The 15456-nt window shown below is 61.2% G+C and carries 16 protein-coding genes; 4 read left to right on the top strand and 12 right to left on the bottom strand.

Features of this window, described 5'->3' with window-relative positions:
- Positions 1-174 precede the first annotated feature (174 nt).
- The 5 genes from K1X80_RS22060 to arcD (K1X80_RS22040) form a co-directional block, all read right to left on the bottom strand.
- Positions 175-537, bottom strand: coding sequence for a DUF5064 family protein (locus K1X80_RS22060; RefSeq protein WP_057440000.1), 363 nt, complete (start codon positions 535-537; stop codon positions 175-177).
- Positions 538-598: 61 nt separating this feature from the next.
- Positions 599-1528, bottom strand: coding sequence for a carbamate kinase (gene arcC / locus K1X80_RS22055; RefSeq protein WP_057439999.1), 930 nt, complete (start codon positions 1526-1528; stop codon positions 599-601).
- 198 nt (positions 1529-1726) lie between these two features.
- The gene (locus tag K1X80_RS22050) at positions 1727-2737 is read right to left on the bottom strand and encodes an ornithine carbamoyltransferase (RefSeq protein ID WP_029296316.1); all 1011 of its coding nucleotides are present in this window, start codon (positions 2735-2737) and stop codon (positions 1727-1729) included.
- Between the two features lie 70 nt (positions 2738-2807).
- A complete protein-coding gene (arcA, locus tag K1X80_RS22045) occupies positions 2808-4064 on the bottom strand; it encodes an arginine deiminase (RefSeq protein WP_057960511.1) in 1257 nt (418 codons plus the stop codon).
- A gap of 34 nt (positions 4065-4098) precedes the next feature.
- On the bottom strand, positions 4099-5526 hold the full coding sequence (gene arcD, locus K1X80_RS22040) for an arginine-ornithine antiporter (RefSeq protein ID WP_057439997.1): 1428 nt from the start codon (positions 5524-5526) through the stop codon (positions 4099-4101).
- A gap of 441 nt (positions 5527-5967) precedes the next feature.
- On the opposite strand from arcD (K1X80_RS22040), the gene arcD (K1X80_RS22035) reads away from it, so the two are divergent.
- Positions 5968-7395, top strand: a complete 1428-nt coding sequence (gene arcD / locus K1X80_RS22035) for an arginine-ornithine antiporter (protein ID WP_057960510.1) — start codon at positions 5968-5970, stop codon at positions 7393-7395.
- A 120-nt stretch (positions 7396-7515) separates the two neighbouring features.
- On the opposite strand, the gene K1X80_RS22030 is transcribed toward arcD (K1X80_RS22035), so the two are convergent.
- The 7 genes from K1X80_RS22030 to K1X80_RS22000 all read right to left on the bottom strand — a co-directional run bounded on the left by K1X80_RS22030 (position 7516) and on the right by K1X80_RS22000 (position 13031).
- Positions 7516-8865: a CoA transferase gene (locus K1X80_RS22030; RefSeq protein WP_198792067.1), complete on the bottom strand. Its 1350-nt coding sequence runs from the start codon at positions 8863-8865 to the stop codon at positions 7516-7518.
- A 40-nt stretch (positions 8866-8905) separates the two neighbouring features.
- Entirely contained in the window at positions 8906-10249 is a 1344-nt protein-coding gene (locus K1X80_RS22025; RefSeq protein ID WP_220172509.1) for a cell wall metabolism sensor histidine kinase WalK, read from the bottom strand.
- Between the two features lie 64 nt (positions 10250-10313).
- Positions 10314-10775, bottom strand: coding sequence for an LTXXQ domain protein (locus K1X80_RS22020; protein ID WP_057960507.1), 462 nt, complete (start codon positions 10773-10775; stop codon positions 10314-10316).
- A 159-nt stretch (positions 10776-10934) separates the two neighbouring features.
- Positions 10935-11612 carry a response regulator transcription factor gene (locus K1X80_RS22015; protein ID WP_057960506.1) on the bottom strand — a complete coding sequence of 226 codons (678 nt, stop codon included), beginning with the start codon at positions 11610-11612 and terminating at the stop codon, positions 10935-10937.
- A gap of 7 nt (positions 11613-11619) precedes the next feature.
- Complete coding sequence (locus K1X80_RS22010) at positions 11620-12027, bottom strand: hypothetical protein (protein ID WP_057439993.1); 408 nt, start codon at positions 12025-12027, stop codon at positions 11620-11622.
- A 106-nt stretch (positions 12028-12133) separates the two neighbouring features.
- Positions 12134-12433 carry a YciI family protein gene (locus K1X80_RS22005; RefSeq protein ID WP_057439992.1) on the bottom strand — a complete coding sequence of 100 codons (300 nt, stop codon included), beginning with the start codon at positions 12431-12433 and terminating at the stop codon, positions 12134-12136.
- 1 nt (position 12434) lies between these two features.
- Positions 12435-13031: a septation protein A gene (locus K1X80_RS22000; RefSeq protein WP_057960504.1), complete on the bottom strand. Its 597-nt coding sequence runs from the start codon at positions 13029-13031 to the stop codon at positions 12435-12437.
- Positions 13032-13118: 87 nt separating this feature from the next.
- Between K1X80_RS22000 and K1X80_RS21995 the strand changes: the two genes are divergently transcribed.
- The 3 genes from K1X80_RS21995 (at position 13119) to K1X80_RS21985 (ending at position 15444) form a co-directional block, all read left to right on the top strand.
- On the top strand, positions 13119-13982 hold the full coding sequence (locus K1X80_RS21995) for a PHP domain-containing protein (protein WP_057960503.1): 864 nt from the start codon (positions 13119-13121) through the stop codon (positions 13980-13982).
- Positions 13983-13995: 13 nt separating this feature from the next.
- A complete protein-coding gene (locus K1X80_RS21990; RefSeq protein WP_057439989.1) occupies positions 13996-14625 on the top strand; it encodes an L-threonylcarbamoyladenylate synthase in 630 nt (209 codons plus the stop codon).
- Positions 14626-14745: 120 nt separating this feature from the next.
- Entirely contained in the window at positions 14746-15444 is a 699-nt protein-coding gene (locus K1X80_RS21985) for a ScpA family protein (RefSeq protein WP_169851199.1), read from the top strand.
- Positions 15445-15456: the final 12 nt, after the last annotated feature.

The following is a 15456-nucleotide window of genomic DNA, read 5'->3' as shown; positions in this document are numbered from 1 at the left end:
GGAGGGTGGCCAGTATGCCTGAGCGACGGTGGAGATCAAAAATGTGGGAGTTGGCTTGCCTGCGATAGCCTCATCGAGGTGTGACTGATACATCGAGGTGCCTTCATCGCAGGCAAGCCAGCTCCCACACAAGCTGGCTCCCACATTTGATCTGTTTTGGCCGTGGAGCAGGGGTTATTCCAGGTGTTCAGGCTTGATCGGATCGCCCGGCTTTACATCCAGCTGGTGGCGCACATCCTCGAACATCAAGTCGTACTGTTTATGCATGCCTCCGTTGAGGACCGCGGTTTTCGGCATGCCGTATTTCTGCGCAATGTTCATGGCATGGCGGGCAAAGTCGAAGGCCTGGTCCTTGGGCAGGAAGAATTCTTCCTTGAGCTCTTTGCCCTGCACCGAACCATGCATCTTGAAGAGCATTCCCTTGCCTTCCTTTGGATCCTGGCTGACTTCATAGTCGATGCACAGGTCGTAGCTGTGGTCCTGGGCATTCAAGGCGTGGCGTTCAACATGCAAGTGACCGGGTTCAAAAATGGCCATAGGCGTCTCTCCCTAACAAGGCATTGGAGAAGGGCGGCTGCAACAGCCGCCCGGGGTGTATTTATAAGTAGGTGATGCCAGGTTTTGCCGTGCTGATACGGGTACCGGCGGTGCCCTGGACGATCGCTTCGATGTCCGAGAGTGAACCGATCACTGCGGTTTTGCCAGTGTTGCGGGCGAACTCGCAGGCGGCCTGGACCTTGGGCCCCATGGAGCCGGCGGCGAAGCCGAGTGTTTCCATGTCGTCGGGGTGGGCCTGGGCGATAGCCTTTTGCGTCGGCTTGCCGAAGTCGATAAAGGCGGCGTTGACGTCGGTGGCGATCACCAGCAGGTCGGCTTCCAGTTGCTGGGCCAGCAGCGAGGAGCACAGGTCTTTGTCGATCACGGCCTCGATGCCCTTGAGCTTGCCGTTCTCGTCATACATGGTCGGGATGCCGCCGCCGCCGGCACAGATCACGATGCTGCTCTTTTCCAGCAGCCACTTGATCGGGCGGATCTCAAAGATGCGTTTGGGCCGTGGGCTGGCCACCACCCGGCGGTATTTATCGCCATCGGGGGCAATCGCCCAGCCTTTTTCGGCGGCCAGTTTTTCCGCTTCGGCTTTGGAGTAGACCGGGCCGATCGGCTTGGTCGGGTTCTGGAAGGCCGGGTCGTTGGCGTCCACTTCAACCTGGGTCAGCAGGGTGGCGAATGGCACCTCAAAGTCCAGCAGGTTGCCCAGTTCCTGTTCGATGATGTAGCCGATCATGCCTTCGGTTTCGGCACCCAGCACGTCCAGCGGGTAGGGCGAAACCTGGGTGTAGGCGGCGGCTTGCAGGGACAGCAGGCCGACTTGCGGCCCATTGCCGTGGGCGATCACCAACTCGTTGCCGGGATGGATCTTGGCAATCTGTTCGGTGGCGATCCGGATATTGGCGCGTTGGTTGTCCGCAGTCATGGGTTCACCACGGCGGAGCAGGGCGTTACCGCCCAGAGCAACGACGATACGCATAGCGGTTGTCCTTTTAGAGTGCGGCTTTGTGAACACCGGACAAAATGTCGGAGCTGGCTTTATGTGGGAGCTGGCTTGCCTGCGATGGCATCACCTCAATATGCCTGGCAGACCGAGGTGACTGTATCGCGGGCAAGGCCGGCCGCATAAAGCCCGCTCCCACATTGACCGTGTTACATCAGTGGGAGCGGTGTTGGGTTACAAGTCAGCCAGCGTCGAAACCAGGATCGCCTTGATGGTGTGCATGCGGTTTTCCGCTTGCTCGAAGGCGATGCAGGCTGGGGACTCGAACACGTCGTCGGTCACTTCGATGCCGTTGGCCAGGTGCGGATACTGCTCGGCAATCTGTTTGCCGATCTTGGTATCGCTGTTATGGAACGCCGGCAGGCAGTGCATGAACTTGGTGCGTGGGTTGCCGGTGGCTTTCATCAGTTGGGCATTGACCTGGTACGGCAGCAGTTGCTCGATACGCTCGGCCCAGGCTTCCACTGGCTCGCCCATGGAGACCCAGACGTCAGTGTGGATAAAGTCCACGCCCTTGACCGCCGCTTTCGGGTCTTCGGTGAGGGTGATGCGTGCACCGCTTTCTTCCGCGTATTTTTTGCAGCGACCGACCAGGTCATCGTGGGGCCACAGGGCTTTGGGTGCGCAGATGCGTACGTCCATGCCCAGTTTGGCGCCGACCAGCAGCAGCGAGTTGCCCATGTTGTTACGGGCGTCGCCCAGGTAGGCGTAGCTGATGTCGTGGATCGGCTTGTCAGCGTGTTCACGCATGGTCAGCACGTCGGCGATCATCTGGGTTGGGTGGTACTCGTCGGTCAGGCCGTTGAACACCGGTACCCCGGCAAATTTCGCCAGTTCTTCGACGATTTCCTGCTTGAAGCCACGGTATTCGATGGCGTCGTACATGCGCCCGAGTACGCGGGCGGTGTCTTTCATGCTTTCTTTGTGGCCGATCTGCGACGAGTTCGGGTCGATATAGGTGACGTTGGCGCCCTGGTCATAGGCTGCGACTTCGAAGGCACATCGGGTGCGGGTCGAGGTTTTCTCGAAGATCAGCGCGATGTTGTTGCCTTTGAGGTGCTGCTGCTCGGTGCCGGTGTACTTGGCGCGCTTGAGGTCGCGGGACAGGTCCAGCAGGTAGCGCAGCTCGCGCGGGGTGTGGTGTTCCAGGCTCAGCAGGTTACGGTTGTGGATGTTGAACGCCATGATGATTCTCCTTGGATTCGGTAATCGGCCCGGTCGGCATCGGGTAGGTGCCGACCGGGGAGACGGTCGTTTAGTAGTCGATAGGATCGCGGATGATTGGGCAGGTCATGCAGTGGCCACCGCCACGGCCGCGACCCAGTTCACCGGCACTGATAGTGATGACTTCCACACCGGCCTTGCGCAGCAGGGTGTTGGTGTAGGTGTTGCGGTCGTAACCGATCACCACGCCAGGCTCTACCGCTACCACGTTGTTGCCGTCATCCCACTGTTCGCGTTCGGCGGCGAAGCTGTTGCCGCCGGTTTCCACTACGCGCAGGGTCTTGAGGCCAAGGGCTGCGGCCACGGTGTCGAGGAAGTTGGTTTTCTCCCGTTGGATATCAATGCCGTGGGGCTTGCTTTCGTCAGGGCGCAGGGTGAAAGGAACGATCTGGCTTACCACTTCGGGGAAGACGGTGACCAGGTCGCGGTCGCAGAAGCTGAACACGGTGTCCAGGTGCATCGCGGCGCGGGATTTCGGCAGGCCGGCAACGATGACTTTTTCCACGGCCTTGTTCTTGAACAGGTTGCGCGCCAGTTGGCCGATGGCCTGGTGGGACGAGCGCTCGCCCATACCGATCAAGACCACGCCGTTGCCAATCGGCATCACGTCGCCGCCTTCCAGGGTGGCTGCACCGTGTTGCAGGTCAGGGTCGCCGTACCAGATCTGGAAGTCGGCGTTGGTGAACTCGGGGTGGAACTTGTAGATGGCGGTGGTCAGCAGGGTTTCCTGACGTCGCGCCGGCCAGTACATCGGGTTGAGCGTTACGCCACCGTAGATCCAGCAGGTGGTGTCGCGGGTGAACTGGGTGTTGGGCAGCGGCGGCAGGATAAAGCTTGAGTGGCCGAGGAAGTCGCGGAACATCTCGATGGTCTTGCCACCAAAGCTGCTCGGCAGGTCATCGGCCGACACGCCACCGATCAGGAACTCGGCGATCTTGCGCGGCTCCAGGCTGCGCAGCCAGGAACCGACTTCATCGGCCAGGCCCAGGCCAACTGTATCGGCAGTGATCTTGCGCTCCAGGATCCAGTCCAGGGCTTCGGGGATGGCAACAATGTCGGTCAGCAGGTTGTGCATTTCCAGCACATCAATATCGCGTTCGCGCATCTTGGTGACGAAGTCGAAATGGTCCCGCTTGGCCTGGGCAACCCAGAGCACGTCATCGAACAACAGTTCGTCGCAATTGTTGGGGGTCAGCCGCTGATGGGCCAGACCTGGGGAACACACCATGACTTTGCGCAGTTTGCCGGCTTCGGAATGTACGCCGTACTTAACTTTTTCCGTGGTCATTACAGATCCTCCAGTGAACATAAAGATTCAGGTGTTACAGGGTCAGGAAGCCGTCGTAGAGCCCATAGGCCGCCACCAGGGCGCCAATGACCACTGCGGCGAAAATCAGCTTCTCGACGTTGGTGAAAATCGGTTTGCCCAGTTCACGCTTGGCCTTGGCGAACAGGATCGCGCCAGGGGCGTAGAGCAGGGCGGACAGCAGCAGGTACTTGGTGCCACCGGCATACAACAGCCAGACCGCGTAGATCAGAGCGACGGCTCCGATAAACAGGTCTTTCTTGCGCTCGGCCAGGGCCGCCTCGTAGGTCTCGCCGCGCACTGCCAGCAGCAGCGCGTAGGCCGCCGACCACAGGTAGGGCACCAGGATCATCGAGGTGGCGAGGTAGATCAGCGACAGGTAGGTACTGGCGGAAAACAGGGTGATCACCAGGAAGACCTGGACCATGGCGTTGGTCAGCCACAGGGCGTTGACCGGCACATGGTTGGCGTTTTCCTTACGCAGGAACTCCGGCATGGTGTGGTCTTTGGCAGCGGCGAACATGATCTCTGCACACAGCAGCACCCACGACAGCAGCGCACCCAGCAGCGAGATGATCAAGCCGACGCTGATCAGCACCGCGCCCCAGTGGCCGACCACATGCTCCAGCACGGCGGCCATCGACGGGTTCTGCAGCTTGGCCAGTTCCGGTTGGGTCATGATGCCCAGGGACAGCACGTTCACCAGCATCAGGAACAGCAGCACGGTGATAAAGCCGATGACGGTGGCCTTGCCCACGTCCGAGCGTTTTTCGGCACGGGACGAGAAGATGCTCGCGCCTTCGATACCGATAAATACCCAGACGGTGACCAGCATCATGTTGCGCACCTGGTTCATTACGCTGCCCAGGTCGGGGTTTTTCAGGCCCCAGATATCAGCGGTGAAGATGTCCAGCTTGAACGCGAACAGCGCGATCAATACAAACAGCACCAGCGGTACGATCTTGGCGACGGTGGTCACCAGGTTGATAAACGCCGCCTCCTTGATCCCGCGCAATACCAGAAAATGCACGGCCCACAACAGCACCGAGGCGCCGATCACCGCCGCCGGGGTGTTGCCTTCGCCGAAGATGGGGAAGAAGTAGCCCAGGGTGCTGAACAGCAACACGAAGTAGCCGACGTTGCCCAGCCAGGCACTGATCCAGTAGCCCCAGGCTGACGAGAAACCCATGTAGTCGCCAAAACCGGCCTTGGCGTAGGCGTACACGCCGCCGTCCAGGTCAGGTTTGCGATTGGCCAGGGTCTGGAATACAAAGGCCAGGGTCAACATACCCACGGCAGTGATAACCCAACCAATCAACACCGCACCGACATCGGCGCTGGCGGCCATATTTTGCGGCAACGAGAAGATCCCGCCGCCAATCATTGAGCCCACAACAAGAGCAACAAGGGCGCCTAATCGAAGTTTTCCGGGAGATTCAGACATTGCGTGACTCCAATGCAGGAGAAGAGAGACCACAGAATAAAACTGTGCGCTGTTCAAATAGCTGACTTAGATCACTTCATTGGCACATTCCATTGTGAATTAAAGACTTATGAATAAATGCTACAGGCGTATAATTGCCCGGATATGCTCATTTCAGAGCATCTCTCCGTTCGGGTTAATCCTTTTGTGCGCAAGACGTGGACGCTTGAAGCTAGCCCGTTTTCGCAGATGTGCAAACTTTTTCAGAGGCTTTGCCAAATACCTCCCATGGATAAAAGACAAGCCGTATTTAAATTCTAAATTTACCTAAACTCGATTAATTGAAATGTCATTAAGTTATGAGGCGAGCAGTTTTATTCGCTATAGCTAATAAACATTGATTGATTTCGATAAATTAGCCGAGTGCAGCGCTCAATAACTGTTTTATCTGCAGGAGTTTCTATGTCGCAACCGGCACAAAAGCTGCGTCTCAGTGCTCTGGTGGCATTGGTGGTGGGCTCGATGATTGGCGGCGGAATCTTCTCGTTGCCGCAGAACATGGCTGCGCGGGCCGAGGTGGGGGCGATCCTGATCGGTTGGGGGATCACTGCCGTGGGTATGTTGACCCTCGCGTTCGTGTTCCAGACCCTGGCCAACCGCAAGCCCAACCTCGACTCCGGGGTGTATGCCTACGCCAAGGCGGGGTTTGGCGACTACATGGGCTTCTCGTCGGCCTGGGGCTACTGGATCAGTGCCTGGATGGGCAACGTCGGCTATTTCGTGTTGCTGTTCAGCACCCTGGGCTATTTTTTCCCGGTGTTCGGCCAAGGCAACACGCCGGTGGCGATCGGTTGCGCGTCGTTGCTGCTGTGGGCTGTGCATTTTCTGGTGATGCGCGGGATCAAGGAGGCAGCGTTTATCAACCAGGTCACCACCGTGGCCAAGATCGTTCCGCTGCTGATGTTTATCGTGATCGCCGCCGTGGCCTTCAAGGCGGATGTATTCACCCGGGATATCTGGGGCCTGGGCAACCCGCAGTTCGGTGGGGTGATGGACCAGGTGCGCAATATGATGCTGGTCACCGTGTTTGTGTTTATCGGTATCGAAGGGGCCAGCGTGTACTCGGCGCGCGCGGAAAAACGCTCGGACGTGGGCCGCGCCACGGTGATCGGGTTTGTCGGAGTGCTGGCCCTGCTGGTGCTGGTCAACGTGCTGTCCCTGGGGATCATGAGCCAGCCCGAGTTGGCCAACTTGCAGAACCCCTCACTGGCGGGCGTGCTGGAACATATCGTCGGCCCCTGGGGCGCAATGTTGATCAGCATCGGCCTGGCGGTGTCGCTGCTGGGGGCGTTGCTGTCATGGGCCTTGCTGTGTGCCGAAATTCTCTACGCCACTGCCCATGACAAGACCATGCCGGCCTTCCTGAAAAAGGAAAATGCCAACCGCGTGCCGGTCAATGCGTTGTGGCTGACCAATGTGATGATCCAGCTGTTCCTGGTGATCACGCTGTTTTCGGCCAGCACTTACACCACGTTGATCTACCTGGCGTCGTCGATGATCCTCGTGCCGTATTTATGGTCGGCGGCCTATGCCGTGTTGTTGTGCGGGCGCGGAGAAACCTACGAAGAAGCCCATGGCCAGCGGCTCAAGGACCTGCTGGTCGGCGTGATTGCCCTGGGCTATGCGGTGTGGCTGCTGTATGCCGGGGGCTTGAAATACCTGCTGCTGTCGGCGTTGCTGTATGCACCTGGGGTGATTTTGTTTGCCCAGGCCAAGCGCGAGCAGGGCCAGCCGCTGTTTACCTTGCTGGAAAAGGGGATTTTCAGTTGCGTGATTGCCGGGGCGAGCCTGGCGGCGTATGGGTTGTATAGCGGAGTGCTGACCCTGTGAGCATGACGCCTGGTTGATTGTGCTGGGGAGGGCCTTATCGCGGGCAAGCCCGCTCCCACAGTTGATCGTGTACACGGTCAACTGTGGGAGCCGGGCTTGCCCGCGATGACCATTTCAAGGTCACCACCGTGCTCGATGCGCGCCCAATTCCCCAGCCGGCAAATCCCACTGCAGCGGTGTCCCGGCAAGAGTGACCGGCGCCAGCAACCGATGCGCCGGCCCCCAGGCCGTCTGCTCCACCAGCAGCCCCTGATCACCCGGTTCTTCTTCACGCAACGCTGGCTGCTTCACGCCTTGTCCCGCCTCGATCAACAATTTCGCCGTACGCGCCAGCGACAGCCGGGCCGAACCCCCATGCCCGCTGCTTAAGCGCTCGGCCAAGGCCAGTATCGCACTGGCCGCCATCAGGTAACCGGTGGCATGGTCCAGCGCCTGCACCGGCAGCGGCACGGGTTTATCCGCCTGCTTCCATTGCATGCCGGCGTGGGCGATACCGCTGCTCATCTGCACCAGGCTGTCGAAGCCCCGGCGATTGCGCCACGGGCCGCTCCAGCCGTAGGCGTTGAGGCTGACGTCGATCAGGCCGGGGGCGAGTTGCTGCAGTGCGCTCGCGTTGTAACCCAGTTGCTCCAGTGCATCGGCCCGATAACCGTGAAACAGAATGTCGGCATCCTTGAGCAAACCTTCGAATAATTGCCGGTCGTCGGTGTTTTTAAGGTCCAGGCGCGCGCAGCGTTTGCCCAGGGTCATTTCCGGCACGACCCCTGGTTCGTTCCAGGTGGGGGAGTCGATGCGTAATACGTCGGCGCCAAGCCCTGCGAGAAAACGGCTGGCCACAGGACCGGCCAGAACGCGGGTCAGGTCCAGTACCTTGACCCCCGCCAACGGGCGCGCCACGTTGCCCAGCCAGGTGGTGTTGCCGGCTGCCTCGAAGCGCTCCCATGCCACCAACGGTTCCTGATTGACCGCCAACCCTTGGGGATGAGCCTGCCAGTGCTGCCAGGTGCGCATCTGCGCGGCGCAGCCGGCCTCATCGACAAACGCCTGCTCAAGCTCGGCGGCGTTCCAGGAGGCGACCCTGAGCGCCATCGCCGCCCGATCCGCGACCTGCCCCAGTACACGCTCGGCAGCTGCGCGGTGGTGGGGGGCGTTGGTGTGCAGACGAATCCAGCCGTCAGCGCAGGCGTAGTCACCGGCAATCGGATCCCACAGCGGCGGTACGCTCCAGCCCAGTGGGCGCAGGGAGCTGGAGAACCAGAAGGAGGCCAGGCGCGGGTCGACGCTGACCAGGGGCAGGCGCCCGGTGTGTTGTTCCAGCAGCCGGGCTATGGCCTGGCCGGCAGCCCCGATGCTGGCGCAGGCCAGCTCGGTGACAGCGAAGGTTGACGGCAGGGCGCCGGCTGCAGTGGTCGCCAGCGGCGTGGGCGGCAGATCGAGTGCACGCTGGATCGAGGTGAGCAGATCAGTCATCAAAGGCCCTCCATAAGAGAGGGGCCATCATAGAAGATCTTCAGGGGTGTGCTGCAATCCCCGGCTGCAAGGGCAAGTCCAGGGTGGCGATAAATCCGCCCTCGGGATGATTGGCCAGGCTCAAGCTGCCGCCATGACGTTCGGCGGCCCGGCGGGCGATGGCCAGGCCCAGCCCATGACCTTGGGCGGTTTGCCCGGGGGCGCGGTAAAACGGCTCGCCCAGTTTTTGCAGGTGTTCGGCCTCCACGCCCGGGCCGTGGTCGCGCACGCTGATCACAATGCGTTCGCCTTGGCGCTGGGCCTGGACTTCAATCGGCTGGGTGGGAGGGTTGAAGCGCTGGGCATTACGCAACAGGTTGTCCAGCGCCCGCTCGATCATATGGGGCCAGCCCTTGAGTTGCAGCGCCGGCTCGGCTTGCAGTTGCACCAGCTGCTCCGGGGCGCCGAGCTGGGCGTCCTTTTGCAGGGTCTTGAGCAGGGCGTTGAGGTCGATGTCTTCGGCGCTGGCGTTGTCGGCGTCGACCCGCGCCAGCACCAGGATCTCGCTGATCAAGGCTTCCAGGCGATCACATTCCAGGGTCAGGCGCGGCCAGAGCTTCTCCCGGGCTTCGGGCGTGGCCCGTTCCGCCAGGGCCAGGGCGATCCGCAGGCGCGCCAGGGGCGAGCGCAGTTCGTGGGACACATCGCGCAGCAATTGCCGCTGGCTGCCGATCAGGCTTTGCAGGCGAGCGCCCATGCGGTTGAAGTCGGTGGCCAGTACGCCAAATTCATCACGTCGGTCGGCCAGGCGCGCCAGGCTGTTTTGCTGGTACGTGGTCTGGCCCAGGTCATGCACTGCACCGCGCAGACGGCTGAGGGGGCGAGTGATGGACAGGGTCACCAGCAGGCTGAACAGGGTCAGCACCACCAACGCAATCGCCAGGGCACTCAAGGGCCAGAGCAGGCTGCTGCGGTGCCAGGCATCCAGCTCCGGCAGGGCGATGCGGTAGATCAGCAGGTAGGTATCGCCGGTTTTTTCACTGGTGTACTCGGCCGTCAGGCGGCGCCACGGTAGCCGGCCCTCGTGGCTCTCATGCTGGCGGGCTTCAAAGGCGGCGGCGCGGCGCGGGAAGGTGCCACGCACCACCGGGTCGCCGCTCTCGTTGAGCACCTGCACATCGACGTGGTACTGGCGTTTGCGCTGTTGCAACAAATCCTGGGCGGCGTCCTCGCCCTGGGTTTCATAACGCTGGGTCCATTCTTCGGCCAGGTTGTTGAGGCCGGGATGGCGGCTGAGAATCCAGGCGTCCTGGTTGAGCATATGCCCAAGCAGGACCGACAGCCCGGCAACCAGGGCGATAGCCAGCCAGAAACTGGCAAGGATGCGCCAGAAGAGTGAACGCACAGGAAACCCTCAAACAGGAAAAGCCCAGCGGCACGGGCCACTGGGCTGGGAGGTTGCTAACGCATTATTGCGCTTTTTGCGGTTGTTGCGCTTTCCAGGCCTGGAACTGCTGCCACTCGGCTTGACGCTCGGCGCGTTTCTTCGCCATTTCGTCGAACTTCTTCTGCTGGTCAGGCTTGAGCAAGGCGCGGATATCCGCCTGGGTTTTCTGCTTGGCGGCGGCCATTTCGTCCTTCATGGCCTTCTGGTCAGCGGCCGGGAGTTTGTCCAGGTACTTCTTGACCAGTTGTTGGCGGCCTTCCCGTTGTTCGCCCATCAGTTTGCCGATCTGCTGGCGCTGCTCGCGGGTCAGGTCCAGTTGGCTGAACGGGCCGCCTTTGCCGCGCATGCCGTGTTCACTGCCGTGGCCCGGGCCACCCATCATGTGGCCTTCAGGGCCGCCCATCGGGCCATGGCCTTCTGGCATGGCCATGGCGACGGTCGGCAGGGCTGCGGCGAACATCAGAGCGATAAGGGTCTTGCGCATGGTGTTTCTCCTTGTCTCGGTTCCGGTGAGTCCGGATGTGAGTAGATTACGAAGATCAAGGTCAGCGGCGGTCAGGGAAGGGTAAAGCTTGGGTAAAGACGGATTGGGTGGGGGCTTACAAACCTGTAGGCGCCGGGTTGCCGGCTCCTGCTGGGGATGTCAGAGGCTGTAGTAGTAGCCACGGCTGCGCAATGCAACGATCCGCGGGCGGCCGTCGGCATGCGGGCCGATTTTCTTGCGCAGGTTGCTGACGTGCATGTCCAGGCTGCGGTCATACAAGGTCAGCTTGCGCCCCAGGGCGATCTGCGCCAGCTCCTGCTTGTCCAGGGGCTCGCCCGGCTGGCGCAGCAAGGCTTCCAGCAGGCGGCTTTCGGACAGGGTGAGGGTCAGTTCCTGATGGTCGATGATCACCACACCACGCACTGGGCTGAAGCACAGGTCGCCCAGTTCCAGCTGGGTCGACACCGCCGTCGGGTGGCTGCGGCGCAGTACCGCCCGCAGGCGGGCGGTCAGTTCGCGGGGGTCGCAGGGCTTGGCCAGGTAGTCATCGGCACCCAGTTCCAGGCCGAGGATCCGGTCCAGGGGCTCGCCCCGGGCCGAGAGCATCAGTACCGGCAGCTCCGGGTGGTCGGCGCGCAATTGCTTGAGCAACTCCAGGCCGCTGCCGTCGGGCAGCATCACATCCAGCACCACCGCCGCCGGCGCGGCTTCGGCCAGGGCTTTGCGCGCGCTCACGCCGTCATGGCAAGCGCGCACCTGGAAACCTTCCTGGCTCAACCAACTGGTCAGCAGCTCACAAAGCTCCTGGTCATCATCTATCAGTAACAGCTCGCTCATGACTCACTCAATTTAGCCATTGTCGACGGCGCCGATGCCCGCCACTGGCGAAGATACCGCACAGCAGGGCGACCAGCGCAACTCCCGCACCAATCACAAACCACTGCTGCTGGTCAGTGAGCCAGCGTGGCAGGGCGCCACCTTGTGCTTCCTTGAGTTGCTGGGCCAGGCGCTGATTGTCCTGGCGCAGCCGGCTCAGTTGCGCACTCTCGCGGGCAGCATCGGCAGTCTGCAATTGTTTGCTCAGCTCTTCGCGCAGGCGTTCGCTTTCTTTCAAGCGTTGCTGCAACTCGGTGATCTGGCTGCCGGCACTCAAGGACAGGGGCGTGGAACTGCCGGTGTTCGAGGTTTCTTCAGCCTGGGCCGTAGCCCCGATCGTTAACACTGCCAACAGACACAACTGACGTAAGCGCATCGGAACTCCTGATTCCACACGAATATTCAGAACGTTGTCGGCAGGTTACCGAGAATAATGAGCGATTAGGCGTTTGCCGAGCCCAATAGGTTCAGCACCACCGGGATCAGGGCAGGACTTGTTTGAACGGTTTGACCACGACATCGGCATAGGCGCCGGCCGCCACATACGGATCGGCCTTGGCCCAGGCCTGGGCATCGGCCAGGGAGGCGAACTCTGCGATGATCAGGCTGCCGGTGAAGCCAGCGTCCCCCGGATCATTGCTGTCGACCGCCGGGTGCGGGCCGGCGATCACCAAGCGCCCCTCGGCCTGCAGCGCCTTGAGGCGTTCCACGTGGGCCGGGCGAACGGACAGGCGTTTTTCCAGGGAGTTGGCAACGTCGGTGGCGATGATGGCGTAGAGCATGTCAGTCCTCGGTTTTTGGCGTGGTGGGGTCGGTGTCATGCAGATGGCGCGACAGGTAGATACCCTGGGCAACCAGGAACACCACGGTCATGCCCAGGCTGCCGAACACCTTGAAGTCGACCCAGTAGCTCTGGAAGGTAAAGGCCACGAACAGGTTGGCCGCGCCACAGAACAGGAAAAACCCGATCCAGGCGATATTCAGGCGGGTCCAGATCGGCTCCGGCAGGCTCAGGGCGTGGCCCATGATCCGCTTGATCAGCAGGCGATCACCAATGAAGTGGCTACCGATAAAGGCCAGGGCAAACAGCCAGTTGACCACTGGGGCTTTCCATTTCAGGAAGGTCTCGCTGTGGAAGGCCAGGGTCAGGCCGCCAAAGACCAGGCAGGCGATCAGGGTCAGCCACTGGCTTTTTTCCAGCTTGCGCTGGGAGATGAAGATCGCACCGTAGACCACCAGGGAGCTGATGATCAGCACCGCCGTGGCGCTGTAGATGCCGCCGAACGACAGCTCATGGCCGCCGATATCAAGGACCCGTGGGTCGGTTTTGAAAACGATGAAGAACAGCAACAGCGGGATGAAGTCGATGAATTGTTTCACAGTAAGAGCCAGAAGCTGGATGTGGCGGCATAATAACAAACATCCTTGGTAGCGAAAGCGCCAGCTGACTTGAGGTTACACACTTCCGTGAATGTTGATTTGCACTGCCACAGCACGGCCTCCGACGGCGCCCTGGCGCCCGCGGTACTGGTTGCGCGTGCGTTTGAAAAAGGCGTGCGAGTCCTGTCGCTGACTGACCACGACACCCTCGAAGGCCTGGAAGAGGCGCGTAGTGCCGCCACGGCCCTGGGGATGCATCTGGTCAATGGCGTCGAATTGTCCTGCACCTGGGGCGGCGCGACCATTCATGTCCTGGGCTACGGTTTTGACGTCACGGCCCCGCCATTGGTGGCGGCCATTGCCAATTTGCACGATGGCCGCTGGCTGCGGTCCGAAGAAATAAGCCGCAAACTGGCGCTCAAGGGCATGCCCAACGCGCTGGAGGGCGCCCGAGCGATCCAGCAGGAGCTGGGCGACAGCGGCAACGCGCCGGCCCGTCCGCATTTTGCCGACTGGATGGTGCGTGAAGGGTTCGTCAAGGACCGCGCCGAAGCGTTCCGCAAATGGCTGGGCGCCGGCAAGCTGGGGGACGTCAAGCTGCACTGGCCGACTCTGGAGGACACGGTTGCCACGTTGCGTGCTTCCGGGGCCTGGGTCAGCCTGGCGCACCCCTGGCATTACGATTTTACCCGCAGCAAGCGTCGCAAGCTGATAGGCGACTATATTCAAGCGGGTGGCCACGCCATCGAAGTGGTCAATGGGCATCAACCCGCCGAACAGGTTGGCAGCCTGGCGATTCTTGCCCGTGAATTTGGTCTGCTGGTCAGTGCCGGCAGTGATTTCCATGGCCCAGGCGGCTGGTCGGAGATCGGCGAATATCGTCCGGTCCCGGAAGACTTGCCGCTCCTGTGGGGGCGATTCAAGCATGACCCCATTACCGCCACCGTCTGAACAGGTAGAGAACGTGAGTCAATTTTTCCAGATTCACCCGGAAAACCCGCAAGCGCGGCTGATCAAGCAGGCCGTGGAGATCATTCGAGGCGGCGGCGTGGTGATCTACCCCACGGATTCCTCCTACGCCATCGGTTGCCAGATCGGCGACAAGAACGCCGTGGAGCGCGTAAGACGCCTGCGCGAACTGGACAAGAATCACAACTTTGCGCTGATCTGCAGCGACCTGTCGCAATTGGGCCTGTTCGCCAAAGTCGATACCGGCACTTTCCGCCTGCTCAAGGCCCATACGCCGGGGCCGTACACCTTTATTCTGAATGCCACCCGCGAGGTGCCGCGCCTGTTGCTGCACCCGAAAAAGCGCACCATCGGCCTGCGGGTGCCGGAGCACCCCATTGCCCTGGCGCTGCTGGCCGAGTTGGGTGAGCCGCTGATGAGCGTGTCGTTGATCATGCCCGGCGACACTGAGCCGCTGGAAGATCCCTATGAAATGCGCCAGCTCCTGGAAAAGCACGTAGACCTGATCATCGACGGCGGGTACGGCGGCAACAAGGCGTCCACCGTGATCAACCTGGCCGACGGCGAGCCGGAGGTGATCCGTGTGGGTTGTGGCGACCCGGCACCGTTCCTGGTCGAGGCCTGAATGTCGGCCGTGGAAACCGTCGACAGCCAGGCCGGCGCCCAGCAGGAGCTGCCATTTGCCATGGTCTACGGCCAGGCGGTCATGGAAATGCCCCTGGACCTGTATATCCCGCCGGATGCCCTGGAAGTGTTCCTTGAGGCCTTCGAGGGTCCGCTGGACTTGCTGCTGTACCTGATCCGCAAGCAGAACATCAATATCCTCGATATCCCTGTGGCGGAAATCACCCGCCAGTACATGGGCTATGTCGAGTTGATGCAGTCGGTGCGCCTGGAGCTGGCCGCCGAGTACCTGGTGATGGCGGCGATGCTGGCGGAGATCAAGTCGCGCATGCTGCTGCCGCGTTCCGAGACAATCGAAGCCGAAGAGGACGATCCCCGCGCCGAACTGATCCGCCGCCTGCAGGAATACGAGCGCTTCAAGGCTGCCGCCGAAGGTATTGATGGCTTGAGCCGCGTGGGCCGTGACGTTGTGGTGCCCAAGCTCGACGCCCCGGAAGCCCGGGCGCGCAAATTATTGCCGGATGTGAGCCTGGAAGAACTGTTGATGTCCATGGCCGAGGTGCTGCGCCGTGGCGATATGTTTGAAAGCCACCAGGTCAGCCGCGAAGCCTTGTCCACCCGTGAGCGTATGAGCGATGTGCTGGAGCGCCTCAAGGGCGGCGGCTTTGTGCCGTTTGTCGAGCTGTTTACCGCCGAAGAAGGGCGCCTGGGCGTGGTGGTGACCTTTATGGCGATCCTCGAGCTGGTCAAGGAATCCTTGGTCGAGCTGGTGCAGAATGAGCCTTTTGCGGCTATCCACGTGCGGGCGCGAGCCGAATAACGAGCTGAATTG

The organism is Pseudomonas sp. So3.2b (genome assembly GCF_019464415.1).
Lineage (GTDB): Bacteria > Pseudomonadota > Gammaproteobacteria > Pseudomonadales > Pseudomonadaceae > Aquipseudomonas > Aquipseudomonas shahriarae.
This window is presented reverse-complemented; position numbering and strand designations above follow the sequence as displayed.